This window comes from Roseivirga pacifica, from assembly GCF_900111145.1.
Classification (GTDB): Bacteria; Bacteroidota; Bacteroidia; order Cytophagales; family Cyclobacteriaceae; genus Roseivirga; species Roseivirga pacifica.
In genome coordinates, this window is record NZ_FOIR01000004.1 from 1 (window position 1) to 18052 (window position 18052).

An 18052-nucleotide genomic window follows, 5' to 3' on the forward strand; every position below is an offset into this window, starting at 1 on the left:
CTTTTGACCTATCCATCAACCATTTTACTGTCACAGATGTTGATAATGTTTTCCCAGCTGATCATACGCTAGTAATTCAAGAAGGTGAGAACTACACATTTGACAAACTAACCATCACCCCTGCTCAAGACTTCTATGGCACATTAACAGTGCCTGTAATAGCCAACGATGGAGAAGATGATAGCGAACCTTTCAATATTGAAATAGAAGTACTGCCAATTAACGATGCACCTATTCTTGAGAGCTTTGAGGCAACAGTTAACACAGAAGAAGATACTTCTTTTGAGTTATCTATAGACCAGTTTACGGCCACTGATGTTGACAACGACTTCCCTAATGATCACGCGCTAGTAATTCAAGAAGGTGAAGACTATACTTTTGATGGGTTAACCATAACTCCGGCACAAGACTTCTTTGGAACACTGGCCGTAAACGTAATAATTCAAGATACAGATCAGGCTAACTCCGCAGTTTTTGAAGCATCAGTTTCCGTAACCGCAGTAAACGATGCACCAATAATTGAAGGCACAACGCTCAACACTACTATTGACAGCGAAACATCTGTAGAAATAACACTTGCCGATTTAACCGTGACAGATGTGGATAACGACTATCCAACCGACTTCACCTTGACTGTACAAGAAGGCGACAACTACACTCTTAATGGCACCACGGTAACTCCAACCATCGATTTTGTTGGCTCATTAGCGGTTAACGTATCCGTGAATGATGGCGAAACCAATAGTAACACATTTGAAATAGCTTTTACAGTTACCGAGGTTACCTCCATAGACCTTTCTGAAGTATCGAGCAAACTGGGGCTTCATCCGAACCCATCTACTGACGAAATAACAATTTCCCTTGAAAATGAAGTTTATGCGCCTGTAAGCATTACAATGGTAAATAAGGACGGAAAAGTAATATATCAAGTAAATAAGGCTAAGAATGGTCTGAGTTTCGAGCATACCATTCAAACCTCTTTATACGCTTCAGGACTATACTTTATCCGAGTCGCTCAGGATCAAAAGTACCGTAGCATTTTAAAAGCTATAATAAGATAATCAAAAGGGCTACACTAGTAGCCTTTTTTATTCTCCTCATCACATAGGAATGATTATGTTTGTAGCAATATGAGTACTCAAAAGTCGAAAAACCTACGGAACATCTGGTACCTGGCTTGTCACAGCAGCGCCCTAAAGCAAGGCGAAACGATTGAGAAGGAGATTGATGGAGAGAAGATTTGCTTTGGCCGAGACAAAGATGGGAAGGTCTTTGCACTCAAAAATCAGTGCCCTCACCGTGGCATCCCGCTGACCTACGGAAATTTTGACGGCTGCGAAATTGAGTGCTGCTATCACGGTTGGCGTTTTAAGCCCGATGGAGTTTGCTCCAAAATACCGGCACTTCCTCCTCAGTCATCACTAGATGTTTCAAAGATCAGGGCTCCATATTATCTGCTCAAAGAAATTCATGGTCTAGTGCTTATTTACTTACCTAAAGACATGCGTAAGCCTGAGGACTTTGATGAAAGCTTGATGCCTCAGTTTCCACTTAAGGAAGATCAGAAGTTTGATTTGGTAACAGCCAAGCGCATGGATTGCGGACTGGACCATTCGGTTATTGGTCTAATTGACCCAGCACACGTTCCTTTTGTACACCAATCTTGGTTTTTCAGAAAGAAGACTAACCTGAAGTTGAAGACAAAGAACTTCGCACCATCGCACTTAGGTTTCACTATGGTTAGGCACGAGCCTTCAAAAAACTCTGCGGCCTATAAAATCCTAAAGAAAGAGCAAACCACTGAAATCAGTTTTCAAATCCCTGGTATTCGGATTGAACACATTAAAGTTGGCGAAAACGACATTGTGATCATGACTACCCTGACCCCGGTAAATGAACACGAAACGGAGCTTACGCAATTCATTTATACAGACATAAAGTGGTTTAAACCACTTAAACCTGTCTTCTACAAGTTTGCTGAAACCTTTATTCAACAAGATGTTGATGTATTTAAAAAGTTGAAAGAAGGTTTGAATAACAACCCACCATTAATGCTTATGGGCGACCCCGACATGCAAGCAAAATGGTACAATGCCATTCGTATACGTTATGAAAAGTGCCAAGAGGAAAAAATTCCTTTCGAAAATCCGATAAAAGCACAAACATTATACTGGCAGACTTAACTGTTATTATTAATTTTAGAATTATGTGTAAAAAAATATTCTTTTTAATTCTACCTGCAATCGTTTTCTTGGCATGTAGTGGAGACGATGGCCCAGGTATAACCCAAGAGCAGCGAGAGCTAGAAATGGGCTATGAGGGCAGCGATGTTTATTCCTTTGGACTTACCGCCCCAATTACCACAAACAACGACAACGTTCATAGTTGGACGCTATCCCTTGATGTAAATGTAGATGGTGAAGACGATGTGGAAATAAGAGCCTACCAAGAGTTTAATGGAGATAAAGGACTCACCCTAGAATCATTAAATGGAACCACCACTTTTTCGGTAGATGGAGATGGTGACATTCTACCAAAGGAAGCAGGAGTAAAAGTAAGTATCGACTCTGAAACTTGGGGAGGCGCCAATAGCGTATTACCACTTGCTGTTTCTACCGGGGGAACTACCACCGGCCTATGGAATGGCTTAACAAGTCACTACGTTGCCGTAAAGATCGACATTAACAACAACCGTTTCTTAGCTTGGATTGAGTTTACCGTAACAGACTACGACAACCACAGCTTCCATAACTTTGTGCTAAAATCGGTACCTTAAATCAGGCCATTTTCGACCTTTACTTTTTTAGGAAGACTTTTAACTACGAGCTCATAGGAATGATCTGTGAGCTCTTTTAATAGCTTTTCGGATACGCGATTATCTGTAAAGACAGAGTTCCAATGCGTTTTATTCATGTGCCAACCAGGCTTAATGCCTTCGTTTTGTTCACGAAGTTCAGCAGCGCGCTCAGGGTCACATTTTAGGTTTACATATTCGAATGAATCGATGCCGGTAAGCGCGAACATTTTCCCGTAACATTTGAACACTAAAGTATCGGGTCCGAAAGGAGTTTCTTCAGAAGTTCCTGGTTTAGAAAGGCAGTATTCCCGATACTCGTCTATATACATATTATTAGCGCGTAAAGTAGCGAGCAATCATTACGGTAAGGGCAATTAAGAACATAATGATGGATATTTTATTTATGCCATGCATTACTCTTAGGTTGAAGTTTGGTCTGTTGTTAGGGTCTTTCTTTCTAAAGAAATAACCCAAAACAGGACTAAAATCGAAGGCCTCTTTTGCCGATAGCTTTACCTTCTCCCCTCTTTCATTTTTTTCTTTATCATCAACCATAGCTCAAAATTTAATTTTCAAAACGTTCAACCAACTCAGGCTCTAACCATTTGCCGTCTGTGCGTATAATTTCAATCAGTTCGTCAACAGCTTGTGCGGAAGGCACTCCTCGTTTCACAACTTCTTGTCCACGATACAAAGTGATTTTACCTCTACCCGAACCAACATAGCCATAGTCGGCATCGGCCATTTCGCCTGGTCCGTTTACAATGCAGCCCATAATCCCGATCTTTACTCCTTTGAGGTGATCGGTACGTTTACGAATCATTGCGGTGGTTTCTTGCAGATCGAAAAGGGTTCTGCCACAGCTTGGGCACGAGATATATTCCGTTTTGGTCATTCTGGTTCTACCTGCTTGTAGAATACCAAATGCCGTTTCGTTCTTTAATTTCGCCTCCTTCAGGTAGGCTTCTTTGTTCGCGTTATTCGCCACCTGAAGCATTACTCCATCACCAAAACCATCCACTATTAAGCCGCCAATATCCGTTGAAGCGTCTATCAGCAATTGCTCTTCGTCTGTAACATCATAAGGGCGAACAATCACCACTGGGCAGCGAAGTTTTCTTTCCACTAATTCGTAAAAGAACCTTCTCATGGCCGGCATGGCATGGGCATTGTCTGTTTCTAGCAATACCACAATGTTATCGGCTTCCAGAACAGCCAGCACAGCCTCATTGATATCAGCCGCATTCAACCTTAAAAAGTTGAGTTCATCAGAGCAGTTTTCTGCTTCGGCCAACTCGGCAAAAGTATAAACAGGGAAACGACTGCTTTTATCATCCAGCGTATTCCATGCATTATAATTCACCAACTCTTTCAGGCCATTTGGCAACATAAAAGGAATCACCTTATCGCCCGAATAGACATAGTCAGCACCCTGATCGTTCATGCGCCATTTATCGGGTTCTGGCAAATAGAAATGTCCGATTGCCTTCAGGTCTTTAACCTCCACTGCGTTTAATTGACTCAAGTCAGCGATTACGCGTGGCACATTTAAATCACCAAAATTCAGTACCTCTAAAGAGTCTCTTTTATGGTATTGAAATGGATCGATAGGAATTTCTTCTATTGGTTCGATAGCAGCATGCCCCGCCCTATCCGCATACCTTTCAATAAGCTTGCGTGCTACGGGAGCTTCATACTCTGGTGCCTCGGTTAGGGACACACGAACGGTATCGCCCAAACCATCTTCTAAAAGCGTACCGATACCCACTGCCGATTTAATTCGGCCATCTTCAGCCTCGCCTGCCTCGGTTACCCCAAGGTGCAAAGGATAAGGCTTCAGCCCTTCTTCATCGAGCTTTTGTGCCAGCAAACGGTAAGCTTCTACCATTACCTGCGCATTGCTCGACTTCATGGAAAGCACAATTTGGTCGTAGTTCAGGTCTTCGCAAATACGCAAAAACTCTAGGGCCGATTCTACCATTCCCAAAGCCGTATCGCCATAGCGGCTCATAATACGGTCAGACAGCGATCCGTGATTGGTGCCAATACGCATAGCCGTACCATGCTTTTTGCATAATTCAACTAGCGGAGTAAAACGCTCTCTAATTCTTTCTAGCTCTTCTTGATATGTCTCATCAGTATATTCAATCGACTCGAAGCGCTTTTTATCGGCAAAATTACCTGGATTAATCCTTACCTTCTCTACAATTTGAGCCGCTAGCTCTGCCGCATTTGGGGTAAAGTGAATGTCGGCCACCAAAGGCACGTTACAGCCACGCTTTCTAAGTTCGGCTTTGATGTTACGAAGGTTTTCTGCCTCTTTAAGACTTGGTGCAGTAATGCGAACCAACTCACAGCCAGACTCCACCATACGGAGGGTTTCCTCCACAGTGCCCATGGTATCCATGGTATCAACGGTGGTCATAGACTGAACCACAATTGGATTGTCTCCGCCAATTACCACATCGCCCACACGCACAGGAATGGTCTTTCTGCGGCTATATTCAACCGGACTGTTACAATATTTTTTTGCTGAAGCTAAGGTAATTTCCATGTACTTTTTGCTTGCCTCAAAGGTAACTTGAAATGAGTGAAATTGTTAGTAATGACGAAAGGAACTTATGTTTAAGGGTTCACCGCCACATCGCAGTTTGGTAGTGCTGCTTTCAATGCCTCTATTTCCGCATCGGTAGCATTGCCTCGGCTGAGGATTAATCTATTAAGGTTGGCAGCAGCAGACAAGCCTTTAGCTCCGTTTACTGTAACGCTTGTTCCGCCTAAGTGCAGTAATTCAAGCCCTTTGATTTGCGACAAAACAGGAATAGCAGCATCAGTTACGCCTTCCAAGCTCTTTAACTGAAGTTCCTTAATTCTCTCCATTTTTGTCAGTGCTTCAAGCCCAGTGTCTGTCACATACGTTTCGTTCATCTCCAGCCTATCTACCTTTTTTACTCTCCGTGAAATGTATTCCAGATGCTCATCGTAAAGCTCCATTTCTTTGTAGAAAAGCCTATCTGTTACTTCAGGGATTGCTTTTTCATTTTTAAAACCATGAAATAGCTCCCAAAAGCGTTTTTCCTTTCTATCCATTTTTGGCATTCGATTACTTTTTTGATTTGAAGATTCTTAATGCGCTTCCTACATAAATAAGACATTTACCCCAGCCCTAAAGGGTTATGTTTACCCCAGCCCTGAAGGGTGGTTTTTTCTCATTTTAAATAAGGTAATTACCCCGGTCCAAAAAGGGGGAGTTTAGCCTTCGAGACAACCCTTAAATATCTCCCTCTTGTGGCCTAAGCACAATTTCTTCCACCACAGTTTGAGGCGAAAGGGCATGCGCTCCGTAAATTGCATCGGCAATATCGGTTGCTTTCATAAAACGCTCTTTCGGCAGGTCCACTCCTTCCCAACTGGCCGTAAATGTAGCACCAGGAAGCACAGAAGTTACGCGTACACCGTACGGCTTCATTTCCTCACGAATGGCCTTGGTGAAGCCCAACAAAGCAAATTTTGAGATGGAGTAAGAGCCTCCATTTGCATAAGCAGTAATACCAGCGATTGAACCTGTGGTAAAAATATGGCCAGATTTACGTGTTTTCATATTGCCTATTAATGCTCTGGTGAGGTAATAAGCACTATATAAGTTCGTCTCAATCATTTGTTCCAAGCTACCGTCTGCCTCCTCGTGTACAGCTCCTGGAATAAAAACCCCAGTATTATTAAGCAGCATATCGACTGGGCGATTAAGGTCTTGCACAAACTTGGCAAAAGCTAGCACCTCTTCCTTCTTAGACATATCGGTTGGACGAATAAACACCTCTCCTTCGCTTTTCGCGGATAGATCTTCCTTCAAGGCTTTAAGGTCTTTTTCGTTTCTGGCACATGTTACCACATCAAAGCCCGATTCGTAAAACTTCTCTACAGTAGCGCGCCCTATTCCTTTTGTTCCGCTGGTAATAACTGCTAATTTCCTCATGGTAATTATTTGGGCTGTTAAGTTAATTGGCTTTTCGCTAAACCTTCAATGGCGCTCTTAGTTTTTAGTTTATACATCTTTTTAATGCCCAAGGCGGAACCATTCATACAAGTTTTGTTATTTTACCGTTGCTGCTATAGCGCAAAACCGCATCACGATTTTTCATGAGCAAAATTGGTCAGTACATTTTATTCCTCGGGGCGCTCTTTAAAAACCCCGAATCGTTCAGAACATATTTCAGGCTTACGGTAGATGAGTGCGTTTACATTGGGCTGAACAGTATTACCATTGTGGCAATCGTATCGGTTTTTATGGGGGCTGTTTCTACCGTACAAACGGCTTATAACCTTATTTCTCCTCTTATTCCCGATTCAGTAATAGGCTTGGTAGTAAGAGACCTGACAATTTTGGAGTTGGCACCAACAATTACGGCCATAGTTTTTGCCGGAAAGGTTGGTTCGAGCATAGCCGGTAATTTAGGCACCATGCGCATTACCGAGCAGATTGATGCACTTGAGGTAATGGGCATCAACTCGGCTTCATATTTAGTGCTACCGAAAGTGATTGCCACCATTTTCATGTATCCGTTTTTGGTAATATTAGCAGGTGTGCTTGCTATTGGCGGTGGTTATTTGGCCGCTGAATTTGCGGGAGCATTGGCTCCGGCCGACTACCTATCGGGCTTACAATCGAGCTTTAACGAGTTTGGTGTATTCTTCGCACTCATTAAGTCAGTAGTCTTTGGCTTTCTCATCTCGTCCATTTCGGCATACATGGGCTACTACACTAAAGGTGGTGCATTAGAAGTTGGTCAATCGAGTACCAAAGCGGTAACCGTAAGCTGTATTGCTATTCTTTTAAGTGATTTTATTCTTGCTCAATTAATGCTAGGGTCATGATAGAGTTAAAAAACGTATCGAAGTCTTTTGGCGACAAACAAGTGCTCAATGGCATTGATGCCACTTTTGAGAAAGGAAAAACTAACCTGATTATTGGCGCAAGTGGTTCAGGAAAAAGCGTGTTGCTTAAAAACATTGTCGGGCTATTCAAACCCGATGAAGGAGAAATTCTTTACGATAACAGAAACCTAGTAACGGCCGATAGAGACCTTAAAACCGACATTAGAAGAGAAATAGGCATGCTTTTTCAGGGTGGTGCCTTGTTCGATTCAATGAATGTGGAGCAAAACGTAAAGTTTCCGCTAGATGTGCTCACCAAAATGCCAGAAGATGAAAAACTCGATCGTGTGAACGAGGTTTTAGCGCGTGTAAAGCTTGAGAACACAAACACCAAAATGCCCTCGGAAATTAGTGGTGGTATGCAAAAACGTGTGGGCATTGCACGAGCAATTGTAAACAACTCAAAGTACTTGTTTTGCGATGAGCCCAACTCTGGCCTAGACCCGAGAACATCTATTAAAATTGATCAGCTGCTGGCTGAAATAACCGAAGAATACCAGATAACCACGGTAATCGTAACCCACGACATGAACTCTGTAATGGAGATTGGCGAATACATTATCTTTATTTGCAACACCAGAAAGCTATGGGAAGGCAACAATGAAGGGATTGCACACAGCGGCATTGAAGAGCTAGACGATTTTGTTTTCGCCAATAAAATGATGCGCAAGTTTAGAGGGATGGTGTAAACCAATAAACATTCTCCCAACCTTTTATTAGCTAGAAGTGTCAAATCACTATAAAAACGAGAGCGTTAGCTCTCCTGTCCATTAGATCGACATGAAACTTCTTAAGCAACCTATACTATCTATCATTCTATTATTAGTTTTTGGATGCAGCGATGAACAAATAAGCACCCAAGAACAAGAAGCGAAGTATTTGGAAGAGCTACTTTCAGAGATTGAAGCTTTAGCCTCAAGTGTCGAATGTGAGAACCCTGAAGAGTGGACATTTACCAGTGTAGGTAATAAACCTTGCGGAGGCCCAAGTGGCTTTATTGCTTACTCCTTAAACATAGATACAGAAACATTCTTACAAAAGGTTGAAGAACACAAAGTGGCACAAGAAGCTTTTAATAAAAAGTGGGGGCTGTTTAGCGATTGCTCCATTCCTCCAACACCAAAAGGAGTAATCTGTGAAAACGGAGAAGCTATTCTCGTTTTTGGTGACGAATCACCCACCATTAAACAAATTCCCTAATCAACAAATCCCCATTTACCCCAGTCCCCGAATCCTGAACTTTCCCTTCGATTCTTCGTGTTAATCTTTATATTTGCTAACACTCGTTAGGTAAACTATAAATCGATTATGAACGAAGTATATATTGTATCGGCTGCCCGTACACCAATTGGTAGCTTTGGAGGAAAATTAGCTGGCTTCACCGCCACACAGTTAGGTTCGTTTGCCATTAAGGGCGCTTTGGAAAAAGCCGGAGTAGACGCCTCAGAAGTTCAAGAAGTATACATGGGCAATGTTGTTTCTGCTGGCCTTGGTCAAGCCCCTGCCCGCCAGGCTGCGCTTGGTGCCGGTATAAGCAACGAAGTACCTTGTACCACAGTTAACAAGGTTTGTTCTTCTGGTATGAAAACGGTTATGCTAGCCGCTCAGTCAATCATGGTTGGTGCCAACGATGTAATGATTGCCGGTGGCATGGAGAGCATGTCGAACATTCCATATTACATTCCAAAAGCAAGGTATGGCTACAAGTATGGAAATGGAGAGCTTGTAGATGGCCTTGTGAAAGATGGCCTTTGGGAAGTTTACAACCAATTCCCGATGGGGAACTGTGCAGACAATACCGCAAAAGAAATGGGCTTAACCCGCGAAATGCAGGATGAATACGCCATTAATTCATACAAGCGAGCTGCAGCAGCAACCGAAGCTGGTAAATTCAAAGAAGAAATTGTTCCGGTAGCCATTCCACAGCGTAAAGGCGACCCAATCATTATGGATGAAGACGAAGAATTCAAAAACGTGTTCTTCGAAAAAATCCCTTCACTTCGCCCTGTGTTTAGCAAAGAAGGCACTGTAACCGCAGCAAACGCATCGACTATTAATGATGGTGCTTCGGCCATGGTACTTATGAGCAAAAAGAAAGCGGAAGAGCTTGGCGTAAAACCAATTGCCAAAATTTTAGGCTTTGGCGATGCTGCTCAAGACCCGCTTTGGTTTACTACAGCACCAAGTAAAGCCATTCCGAAAGCAATGGCTATGGCAGGCGTTTCTAAAGAGCAAGTAGATTATTACGAAATCAACGAAGCCTTTTCTGCAGTGGCTTTGGCCAACAACAAAGAACTTGGCTTAGATGCAGCAAAAGTAAACGTAAATGGTGGTGCAGTTGCCTTAGGTCACCCGCTAGGTGCTTCGGGCAACAGAATTTTAGCTACACTTTGCAATGTATTGGCCCAAAACAATGGTAAAATTGGCGTAGCCGGTATTTGCAACGGTGGCGGTGGCGCATCGGCCATTGTTATTGAGAAAATGTAGTTGAGATTATACTATTTCATTGAGCCTTACGTACTTTTACGTAAGGCTTTTTTATGCGACACCTATTCTTATTCTTCATATGTTCTTTACCCTTGGCCCTTTATGGTCAGGACACAGTGAAAACTTACTATCCACCAGAATTCAAGTTGGTAAAAGAGGTTTACACCATTTTAGATGGAGACTCCACAAAAATAGACGGTGCTTATACCAAGTACTTTGAAAGTGGTTCTGTGGCTGCCAAGGGCACTTTCGATAAAGGAAAACCTTCGGGAGAATACAATGAGTACTATGAAAACGGCACTTTAATGTCGAAAGTAACTTTTGAAAACGGAGTTAAGACAGGGCCTTTCGAAGTATACTCCAAAAATGAAATCCCCATTCAAAAAGGAGAGTTTGTGGAAGGGCAATTGAATGGAAAAGTTACCACCTACTTTGAAGACGGTTCGGTAAGAAAGCAAACTACTTTTGAAAGCGGAACCCCAAATGGCCCCTTTGTAGAGTATTACCGCAATGGTAAAAAGCTGCAAGAGTTCACTTACGTTAAAGGTACCCAGCATGGTCAAGCCACAACCTACTACGACAATGGAGAACTTTCGAGCCGATTTAACTATAACATGGGCCACGTTGAAGGTAAATATGAAACCTTCTACAGCAATGGAAATAAAGAGTGGGTTTATAATTACAACAATGGCTACAAAAATGGCCCATATGAGCATTACAACACCGATGAGGTGCTAATTGCAAAAGGCAATTATCTAGACGGGCTAAACCATGGTGATGCCTTTCAGTATTATGATAGCGGCAAAATAAGAATGGAGCTCCACTATCAAAAAGGCGCTAAATCGGGCAAAAACATTCACTATTACGAAACAGGTGAAGTGATGGTGGTAGAGAACTACACCCGTATTACCAAGGATGTAACCTATACCAACTACTATAAAAGTGGTCAAGAAAAATCCGTTCAATACTATGAGAACGCCACCAAGGTAAAAACCTGGAAAACCTTTTATGAAAACGGACAGGTAAAGGTAGAGAGCCCTTATCAGAATGGATTTATCAATGGACTGCAGAAACACTTTGCTGAAAACGGACAACTTACTAAGCAAGAACAATATCAGTTTGGAAAGAAAACGGGGCTCGAAACCATCTTCTACCCTAGCGGAAAGAAACATTATGTAACCAGCTACCACAACGACATTAAATCGGGTCGCTATTACGAATACTTCGAAAATGGCAATGTAAAAGTTAAAGGCAACCACTACTACAACCAGCAGCATGGCGTTTGGGAGTTTTACAACCAAACTGGTGAACTGCTAAAATCCGAATCCTACTCAGAAGGCAAACTCATTAGCAGCTCGGATAATTAAGAACTGCTTCGAGTGATTTGTTATTCGTCAAACCTTAGCCCTCAAACTCGCTCAGTTTGAAGCATTATATGCTATTTTAATCTAGGTTTATGTTGACTGCTTAAAGCATCTCAATAAATCAAGCCTTCTTTCGAAACCCACATTGGCAATAAATTACGCAGAAGCGCTCCACAAATATTTTTTTAACTAATTTTGAAGCAATGACTGAAGGGATCAAACAAACTGAATTCACCTTTCCAAATCAGGTCGATTTCTACCGCGGAAAGGTTCGAGACATTTACTTTTTTGAAGACCAACTGGTAATGGTAGCCAGCGACAGAATTTCCGCTTTTGACGTAATTCTGCCAGAGCCAATCCCATACAAAGGACAGGTACTCAACCAAATTGCCTCTAAATTCTTAAAAGCAACAGCCGACATTGTTCCGAACTGGATTGTGGCTACGCCCGACCCAAATGTGAGCGTTGGTCTAAAATGCGAACCCTTTGCTGTAGAAATGGTAATTAGAGGCTACTTGGCAGGCCATGCGTGGAGAGAATACCGTGATGGAAAACGAGAAGTTTGCGGTGTAGCTTTACCCGAAGGTTTAAGGGAAAACGACAAACTACCTGAGCCGATCATTACACCAACTACCAAAGCGAAAGAAGGTCACGATGAGGATATTTCTCGTGAAGAAATTCTTAAGCAAGGCATTGTGTCTGAAAAGGACTACGAGCAGTTGGAAACTTACACCCGTTACCTTTTTGAAAGAGGAACTGAAATTGCTTCGGAACAAGGTTTAATTCTAGTTGACACCAAATACGAATTTGGTAAGTACAACAATGAAATCTACCTGATAGACGAAATTCACACACCAGATTCTTCGCGCTATTTTTATAAAGAAGGTTATGAAGAGCGCCAAGAGTTGGGAGAAAAGCAAAAACAGCTTTCGAAAGAATTTGTTCGCCAATGGCTTATTGAGAATGGTTTTCAGGGCAAAGACGGCCAACAAATCCCTGAAATGACTCCGGATGTTGTAAAATCTATCTCCGAGCGATATATTGAGCTGTTTGAAAAAGTGACAGGAGAAAAATTTGTGAAGGATGAAACTTCTAACACCTCCGATCGCATTTATAACAACGTTCAAGCATACTTAGAAAAAGAAAATTAATCATATGAAGTATCAGATTGATAAACATGAATTATATACCGTTTTCACTTTGGAAGAAGAGAAGCTAGATTCTACACTTTCTCCAGAGTTGAAATCGGAGCTTGTAGCCCTACAAACACAAGGTACCCAAAACCTAATCCTTAACCTTTCGCATACCAAGTATGCCGATTCTTCAGGACTTAGCGCCTTGTTAACAGGCAACAGAACTTACACTGAAGCTGGTGGTGCTTTCATTCTTTCTGAAGTAACTGCTTTTGTAGATAAGCTTTTAACTATCTCTCAGCTAAACAATGTATTGACAATTTTGTCGAGTGACGAAGCGGCCAAAGACCTCGTTTTAGCCAATAGCCCTGAGGAAGAGGAGGAATAACATTTGGGCATTCGTGTAAAAATACTGGGCTCTAATTCTGCAGCGCCAGCTCACAGAAGACACCATACTTCGCAACTCGTCAACATCGAAGGGCAGTATTATTTGGTCGACTGTGGAGAAGCTACACAGCTTCAGCTAAAGCGTTACAAAATTAGAGCCCAACGTATTAAAACCATTTTCATTAGCCATTTACATGGCGATCATTACCTCGGTTTAATGGGGCTACTTTCCACCATGCATTTAATGGGCAGAAAAACTCCTTTAACCCTTTACGGCCCCAAAGGCCTTTCAGAAATCATTACCTTACAGTTGAAATACTCCGAAACAGTTTTCAACTACCCCCTCACTTTTCACGAAGTTGACGCCACCACAAGCAAAGTGATTCACGAAGATGATTTTGTAACGGTTACCAGCATTCCGCTAAATCACCGAATTCCGTGTAGTGGTTTTTTATTCGAAGAGAAAAAGAAAAAACGCAGGGTTGTTCGTGCTTCACTACCCGAAGATATTTCGATAAGGAACATTGTTCGCTTAAAAAATGGTGAAGACGCCATTGATGAAGATGGCAATGTGATATTTCAGAATAACTTGGTTACCAAACCTCCGCGCAAATCCTTTTCTTATGCTTTCTGTTCCGACACCAAATACGATGAGTCCATTGTTCCAATTATTAAGGATGTAGACATGCTTTACCATGAAGCTACATTTTTGGATGAGCACATGGACAGAGCAAGTAACACTTACCACAGTACGGCCAAAGAAGCCGCTACAATAGCCTTAAAAGCGAATGCAGGCCGGTTGCTGTTAGGCCATTTTTCGGTTCGCTACAAAGAATTGGAGCCAATAGCCGAAGAAGCACGTACAGTTTTTCCTGAATCGCATTTGGCATTGGAAGGAGAAGACTTCATATTAGAAGAATAATATGAACGCCAAATCCCTACTCAGCGATAAGAAAACAATGCTCTTTATGGTGCTGAGCGGCATATTCATTACAAATGCCCTTATAGCCGAAATAATTGGAGGAAAAATATTCTCTTTTGAACAAACATTGGGCTTTGAGCCGCTCGACATTCCTCTTTTTGGCGATTTCCTTATTCAGTTTAATATGACAGCCGGAGTGCTGCTTTGGCCAGTTGTTTTCATTACTACGGATATTATTAACGAATACTTTGGCAAAAAGGGCGTTCGTAAAATCACCTTTATAACCGTGGGACTAATCGCCTATGCCTTTGTGGCCATCTACTTAGCCATGAAGCTGGTGCCGGCAGAATTTTGGCTAAACGTGAATGCTGTAAACGAAAACGGTGAAGCATTTGACATTAATTATGCTTTCGAAAAAGTACTCACACAAGGGTTGAATATCATTTTTGCATCGCTAGTAGCTTTTGTAATTGGGCAATTTGTAGATGTGTTTGTTTTCCACAAACTCAGAAGGATTACCGGTAAAAAGAAAATTTGGTTACGTGCCACTGGCTCCACTCTGGTCTCTCAGCTAATCGATAGCTTTGTGGTGCTATTCGTGGCCTTTTACTTTCTCGGACCTTGGTCTATTACGCAGGTTTTGGCCGTGGGCATTACAAACTACATCTACAAATTTGTAATTGCCGTGGGGCTTACGCCATTACTTTACATTGCCCATTACATTATCGATAATTACTTAGGCAAAGAAACTGCCCATGAAATGATGGAAAGCGCCAGTCGGGAAAGCTAGGACTCCTTTTTTTAACGGAAGAAATTATCGAGCACTACAGCCGTAGCAATTGCCACATTTAGCGACTCAGCTCCTCCTCTACCCGGTATTTTTATTGGTTCACTCACCAATGGCAGTAAGTCATCAGATATTCCTTTCGACTCATTCCCCATTAACACAATTCCGTTCTGCGATAGCTTTTTATCATAAATCGACTCACCCGAGAGCAAGGCTCCATAAACTGGCAAACCTGTTTTAGCGAGCGTTTCCGTTAGGTTCTGATAATGAATACTCACCCTTGTAAAAGAGCCCATTGTAGCATTAATAACCTTGGGATTAAAAACATCCGCAGTCTCTTCAGAACAAATAATATCCGTAATGCCATACCAATCGGCAATACGAATAATGGTTCCAAGGTTCCCAGGGTCACGCACATCATCTAGCGCCAAAACCAAACCCGTTTTCGGTATGAAATCACCATGATTTTCAGGCATTTCTACCACTGCTATTGCCGCATTATTCGACTTAAAACTACCTACTTGCTCTAAATCTTTTTCAGAAGCCTCTAAAACCTCTTCGGCTCTGCTTATTTTTGTGGAATCGCAGGTTGAAAGAAAACTTTCGGTAGCCAGCAAGTGTTTAACCTTAAATTTAGAACCCAATGCTTCTGTTACACCTTTGCTCCCTTCTACCAAAAACATTCGTTCTTGAATGCGATATTTCTTTAATTGCAGAGATTTAAAATACTTTATTTTACGTTTAGAAAGCATAGCAGTCGCTTAATATTCAGTGAAGGTAACCCATCAACTCTTTTTCTTTGTGTGCATCATTCTTGCAGTCTCTGCCTGTTCGGGCGTGAGGTACTTGGAAGATGGCGAAAAATGGCTGTACAAACAAAATCTTAAAAACGTAGAAACAGCCAATAAGCGCGAAATGAGGGAAGTAATAACCCTTACACCAAACACTCGCGTGCCCATACTTGGCCCCATTGGTGCGGTAATCTACGAATCGGGCGAAAATAACTTCGATACTGCTAGAATTGAAGCAAAGCGAGCCGAAATTGTTGCTAGCCTAGATAAAAAAATTGAGGAACGTGAAGCTGACGGTAGAAAAACGAAAAAATTAGAAGCCAGAAAAACCCGAAAACTTGAAAGAATAGACAAAAAGTTAAAACTGGGTAACCTACGAATGCGAACAGGTTCTCCTTTAGCCGTATACGACAGTGCTGAAATTGAATACTCTCGCTCGCGAATAGAATCTTATTTAAAAGGAAAAGGCTACCTAAAGGCGGAAGTTGAGGTAGAAAAGAAACAGCGAGGCAGAAAGATATTCCAAGACTTCGTTGTCGAAGAAGGCCCTAGAAGCTTTATCGATAGCCTGAATTTAAGAACGGGCGATTCGGCCATTACCAATTTGATCAACAAATATCAGGACGAATCATTTCTAATAGTTGGCGAAGGTTATGACAGATCGAAGATTGATCAAGAAAGAAATAGACTGAACCTTTTGCTCAAAGACAATGGCTACTTCGAGTTCAACGAGCAGTACATCAACTTTGAGATACTTTACGCCCCCGATGAAACAGACCTTTGGGTAACCACGGTAATAAACAAACCAGCCAACAGAGACAAGCACAAAGTATTTACGCTAGACTCTATCGTAATAAACACACAGGGCAATACGCCTATTCAAAAAACCGAAACTTATGAGGGCGTAACCTATAACAGCGGCCTGCAGCATTATAACCCCAAAGTTTTAGATGCTCGGACCAAGTTTTGGCCAGACAGCCTTTATAACTACACCCAGATTGTCAATACACAAAAGCAATTGCTTAACATGAATATGTTCCGCTACGTGAACATAAACTTTGACACTACGCAACTCAAAGACAAGTTTGTAGCCACCATATATACCGCACCGTTGAAAAAATTCCAGCTAAATCAAGAGTTGGGACTAAACATGACGGAAGGTGTTCCCGGGCCATTTTATAACGTATCGTTACAAAACAGGAATGCATTTGGTGCTGCTGAAGTTCTTGAAATAGGCGCTTTTGTTTCCCAAGAAGGTGTAAGCCCAATTACCAATCAGGATAGGCTATACGGTAGTTTTCAGTATGGTGGGAATGTTTCGCTTACTTTCCCTAGGTTCAATATTCCGCTTTTAAACTCACGCCTAATTAATAAAACCACCTACAATCCGCGCAATACAATTTCGCTCGGTTACAACTTTACTAAAAGGCCAGGCGAGTATACGCGTTCTAACCTCAACGGCCGATTCAGTTATTTATGGCAGAATAAAAAGGGAGCAAGAAGTTACACCTTAAACGTAGCCGACATAAACCTGATCAACACCTATTCTATCTCGGACTCATTCCGTGAGTTGCTAGAAGATTTACAGTCGCAAGGAAACACCCTCTACCTCTCTTTCAGGCGATCGTTTGTTTCAAGTACCTCCTTTAATGCCACCTATAACTTCGATTATTCTGACCCAAACACGCCATCGAGTTTTGTAAGGGTTTTCCTTGAATCTGGTGGAAACCTGAACAACATATTCGGCACCGGTCTTCTGGAAAACAACGATTTGCAATTTTACGAATTCAGCAAAGTGCAATTGGACTTCCGCAGATACTTACCACGACCAAACGGTGATGCCTGGGTGCTACGTGCTAACGCAGGTGCAGCAGTGCCATATGGCGAAAGTGCAGAAGGTGAAAACAGTGCACTGCCGTACGAAAAGTACTTTTTTAGCGGTGGTAGTAGCAGCATCCGTGCTTGGAGCCCTAGACGCCTTGGGCCTGGCTCTGCATACCCATATAAACTAGATGAGAATGGTCAGAATGAGTTGGACGAGAATGGTGAGTTAGTTCCAGACCGAGGCAACTATCTATTTGAACAACCAGGGGAGATTCTGATTGAGTTAAATGCGGAGTATCGTGGCAATATTACCGGATTCTTGGACTACGCTGTTTTTGTTGATGCAGGGAATGTTTGGAACTTTAATGAATACTCAGTGCAAGATCCTAACGGTGTAATCCGCGTTTCCCCAGGAGCAAAGTTCTCATTCGATAGGTTTTATAAAGAAATTGCCGTTGGTGTTGGGGCTGGTTTAAGAATGGACTTTTCCTTCCTTGTTTTCCGATTTGATTACGGAATACAAATAAAAGATCCCCGATTTGATGCCGGGGATCGATGGCAGATGCCTTTTATTCGTAGAGATCAAGCCACATGGAACATTGCCGTGGGCTATCCTTTCTAACCT

General features: G+C 42.1%; 19 protein-coding genes. 13 read left to right on the top strand and 6 right to left on the bottom strand.

Going from position 1 to position 18052, the window contains the following annotated elements:
* From BMW98_RS17080 to BMW98_RS17090, 3 genes are all read left to right on the top strand, one after another.
* Positions 1–1061: T9SS type A sorting domain-containing protein (locus BMW98_RS17080; RefSeq protein WP_139177640.1), on the top strand; the 1061-nt coding region annotated here is incomplete at its 5' end.
* Positions 1062–1130: 69 nt separating this feature from the next.
* Positions 1131–2183, top strand: coding sequence for an aromatic ring-hydroxylating oxygenase subunit alpha (locus BMW98_RS17085; RefSeq protein ID WP_090260196.1), 1053 nt, complete (start codon positions 1131–1133; stop codon positions 2181–2183).
* Positions 2184–2206: 23 nt separating this feature from the next.
* On the top strand, positions 2207–2776 hold the full coding sequence (locus BMW98_RS17090; protein WP_090260198.1) for a hypothetical protein: 570 nt from the start codon (positions 2207–2209) through the stop codon (positions 2774–2776).
* Here BMW98_RS17090 and BMW98_RS17095 read toward each other — a convergent pair.
* The 5 genes from BMW98_RS17095 to BMW98_RS17115 all read right to left on the bottom strand — a co-directional run bounded on the left by BMW98_RS17095 (position 2773) and on the right by BMW98_RS17115 (position 6773).
* Entirely contained in the window at positions 2773–3126 is a 354-nt protein-coding gene (locus BMW98_RS17095) for an MmcQ/YjbR family DNA-binding protein (protein ID WP_090260200.1), read from the bottom strand. The genes BMW98_RS17090 and BMW98_RS17095 overlap by 4 nt on opposite strands.
* Positions 3127–3130: 4 nt before the next feature.
* On the bottom strand, positions 3131–3352 hold the full coding sequence (locus BMW98_RS17100) for a DUF6728 family protein (protein ID WP_090260202.1): 222 nt from the start codon (positions 3350–3352) through the stop codon (positions 3131–3133).
* 10 nt (positions 3353–3362) lie between these two features.
* The gene (gene ispG / locus BMW98_RS17105; protein WP_090260204.1) at positions 3363–5351 is read right to left on the bottom strand and encodes a (E)-4-hydroxy-3-methylbut-2-enyl-diphosphate synthase; all 1989 of its coding nucleotides are present in this window, start codon (positions 5349–5351) and stop codon (positions 3363–3365) included.
* Positions 5352–5422: 71 nt separating this feature from the next.
* Positions 5423–5887, bottom strand: coding sequence for a leucine-rich repeat domain-containing protein (locus BMW98_RS17110; RefSeq protein ID WP_139177642.1), 465 nt, complete (start codon positions 5885–5887; stop codon positions 5423–5425).
* A 181-nt stretch (positions 5888–6068) separates the two neighbouring features.
* The gene (locus BMW98_RS17115) at positions 6069–6773 is read right to left on the bottom strand and encodes an SDR family oxidoreductase (protein ID WP_090260207.1); all 705 of its coding nucleotides are present in this window, start codon (positions 6771–6773) and stop codon (positions 6069–6071) included.
* A gap of 164 nt (positions 6774–6937) precedes the next feature.
* Here BMW98_RS17115 and BMW98_RS17120 point away from each other — a divergent pair, with 164 nt between their 5' ends.
* From BMW98_RS17120 to BMW98_RS17160, 9 genes are all read left to right on the top strand, one after another.
* Complete coding sequence (locus tag BMW98_RS17120; RefSeq protein ID WP_090260208.1) at positions 6938–7672, top strand: MlaE family ABC transporter permease; 735 nt, start codon at positions 6938–6940, stop codon at positions 7670–7672.
* On the top strand, positions 7669–8421 hold the full coding sequence (locus BMW98_RS17125) for an ABC transporter ATP-binding protein (protein WP_090260210.1): 753 nt from the start codon (positions 7669–7671) through the stop codon (positions 8419–8421). Before BMW98_RS17120 ends, BMW98_RS17125 begins: the two co-directional genes overlap by 4 nt.
* A 91-nt stretch (positions 8422–8512) precedes the next feature.
* Positions 8513–8932 (top strand): hypothetical protein, encoded by a 420-nt coding sequence (locus BMW98_RS17130; RefSeq protein ID WP_090260212.1) that lies wholly within the window; start codon positions 8513–8515, stop codon positions 8930–8932.
* 108 nt (positions 8933–9040) lie between these two features.
* Positions 9041–10219, top strand: a complete 1179-nt coding sequence (locus tag BMW98_RS17135) for an acetyl-CoA C-acyltransferase (RefSeq protein ID WP_090260213.1) — start codon at positions 9041–9043, stop codon at positions 10217–10219.
* A 53-nt stretch (positions 10220–10272) separates the two neighbouring features.
* On the top strand, positions 10273–11586 hold the full coding sequence (locus BMW98_RS17140; RefSeq protein WP_090260214.1) for a toxin-antitoxin system YwqK family antitoxin: 1314 nt from the start codon (positions 10273–10275) through the stop codon (positions 11584–11586).
* Between the two features lie 200 nt (positions 11587–11786).
* A complete protein-coding gene (locus tag BMW98_RS17145) occupies positions 11787–12734 on the top strand; it encodes a phosphoribosylaminoimidazolesuccinocarboxamide synthase (protein ID WP_090260216.1) in 948 nt (315 codons plus the stop codon).
* Positions 12735–12738: 4 nt separating this feature from the next.
* Entirely contained in the window at positions 12739–13104 is a 366-nt protein-coding gene (locus BMW98_RS17150) for an STAS domain-containing protein (RefSeq protein WP_090260218.1), read from the top strand.
* Positions 13105–13107: 3 nt separating this feature from the next.
* Positions 13108–14025 carry a ribonuclease Z gene (locus tag BMW98_RS17155; RefSeq protein WP_090260219.1) on the top strand — a complete coding sequence of 306 codons (918 nt, stop codon included), beginning with the start codon at positions 13108–13110 and terminating at the stop codon, positions 14023–14025.
* Between the two features lies 1 nt (position 14026).
* Complete coding sequence (locus BMW98_RS17160; protein ID WP_090260220.1) at positions 14027–14815, top strand: queuosine precursor transporter; 789 nt, start codon at positions 14027–14029, stop codon at positions 14813–14815.
* A gap of 11 nt (positions 14816–14826) precedes the next feature.
* Here BMW98_RS17160 and BMW98_RS17165 read toward each other — a convergent pair whose 3' ends face one another.
* On the bottom strand, positions 14827–15564 hold the full coding sequence (locus tag BMW98_RS17165) for a TrmH family RNA methyltransferase (protein ID WP_090260221.1): 738 nt from the start codon (positions 15562–15564) through the stop codon (positions 14827–14829).
* 49 nt (positions 15565–15613) lie between these two features.
* On the opposite strand from BMW98_RS17165, the gene tamL reads away from it, so the two are divergent.
* Positions 15614–18049, top strand: coding sequence for a translocation and assembly module lipoprotein TamL (tamL, locus tag BMW98_RS17170; protein WP_476727118.1), 2436 nt, complete (start codon positions 15614–15616; stop codon positions 18047–18049).
* The last annotated feature ends 3 nt before the right edge of the window (positions 18050–18052 follow it).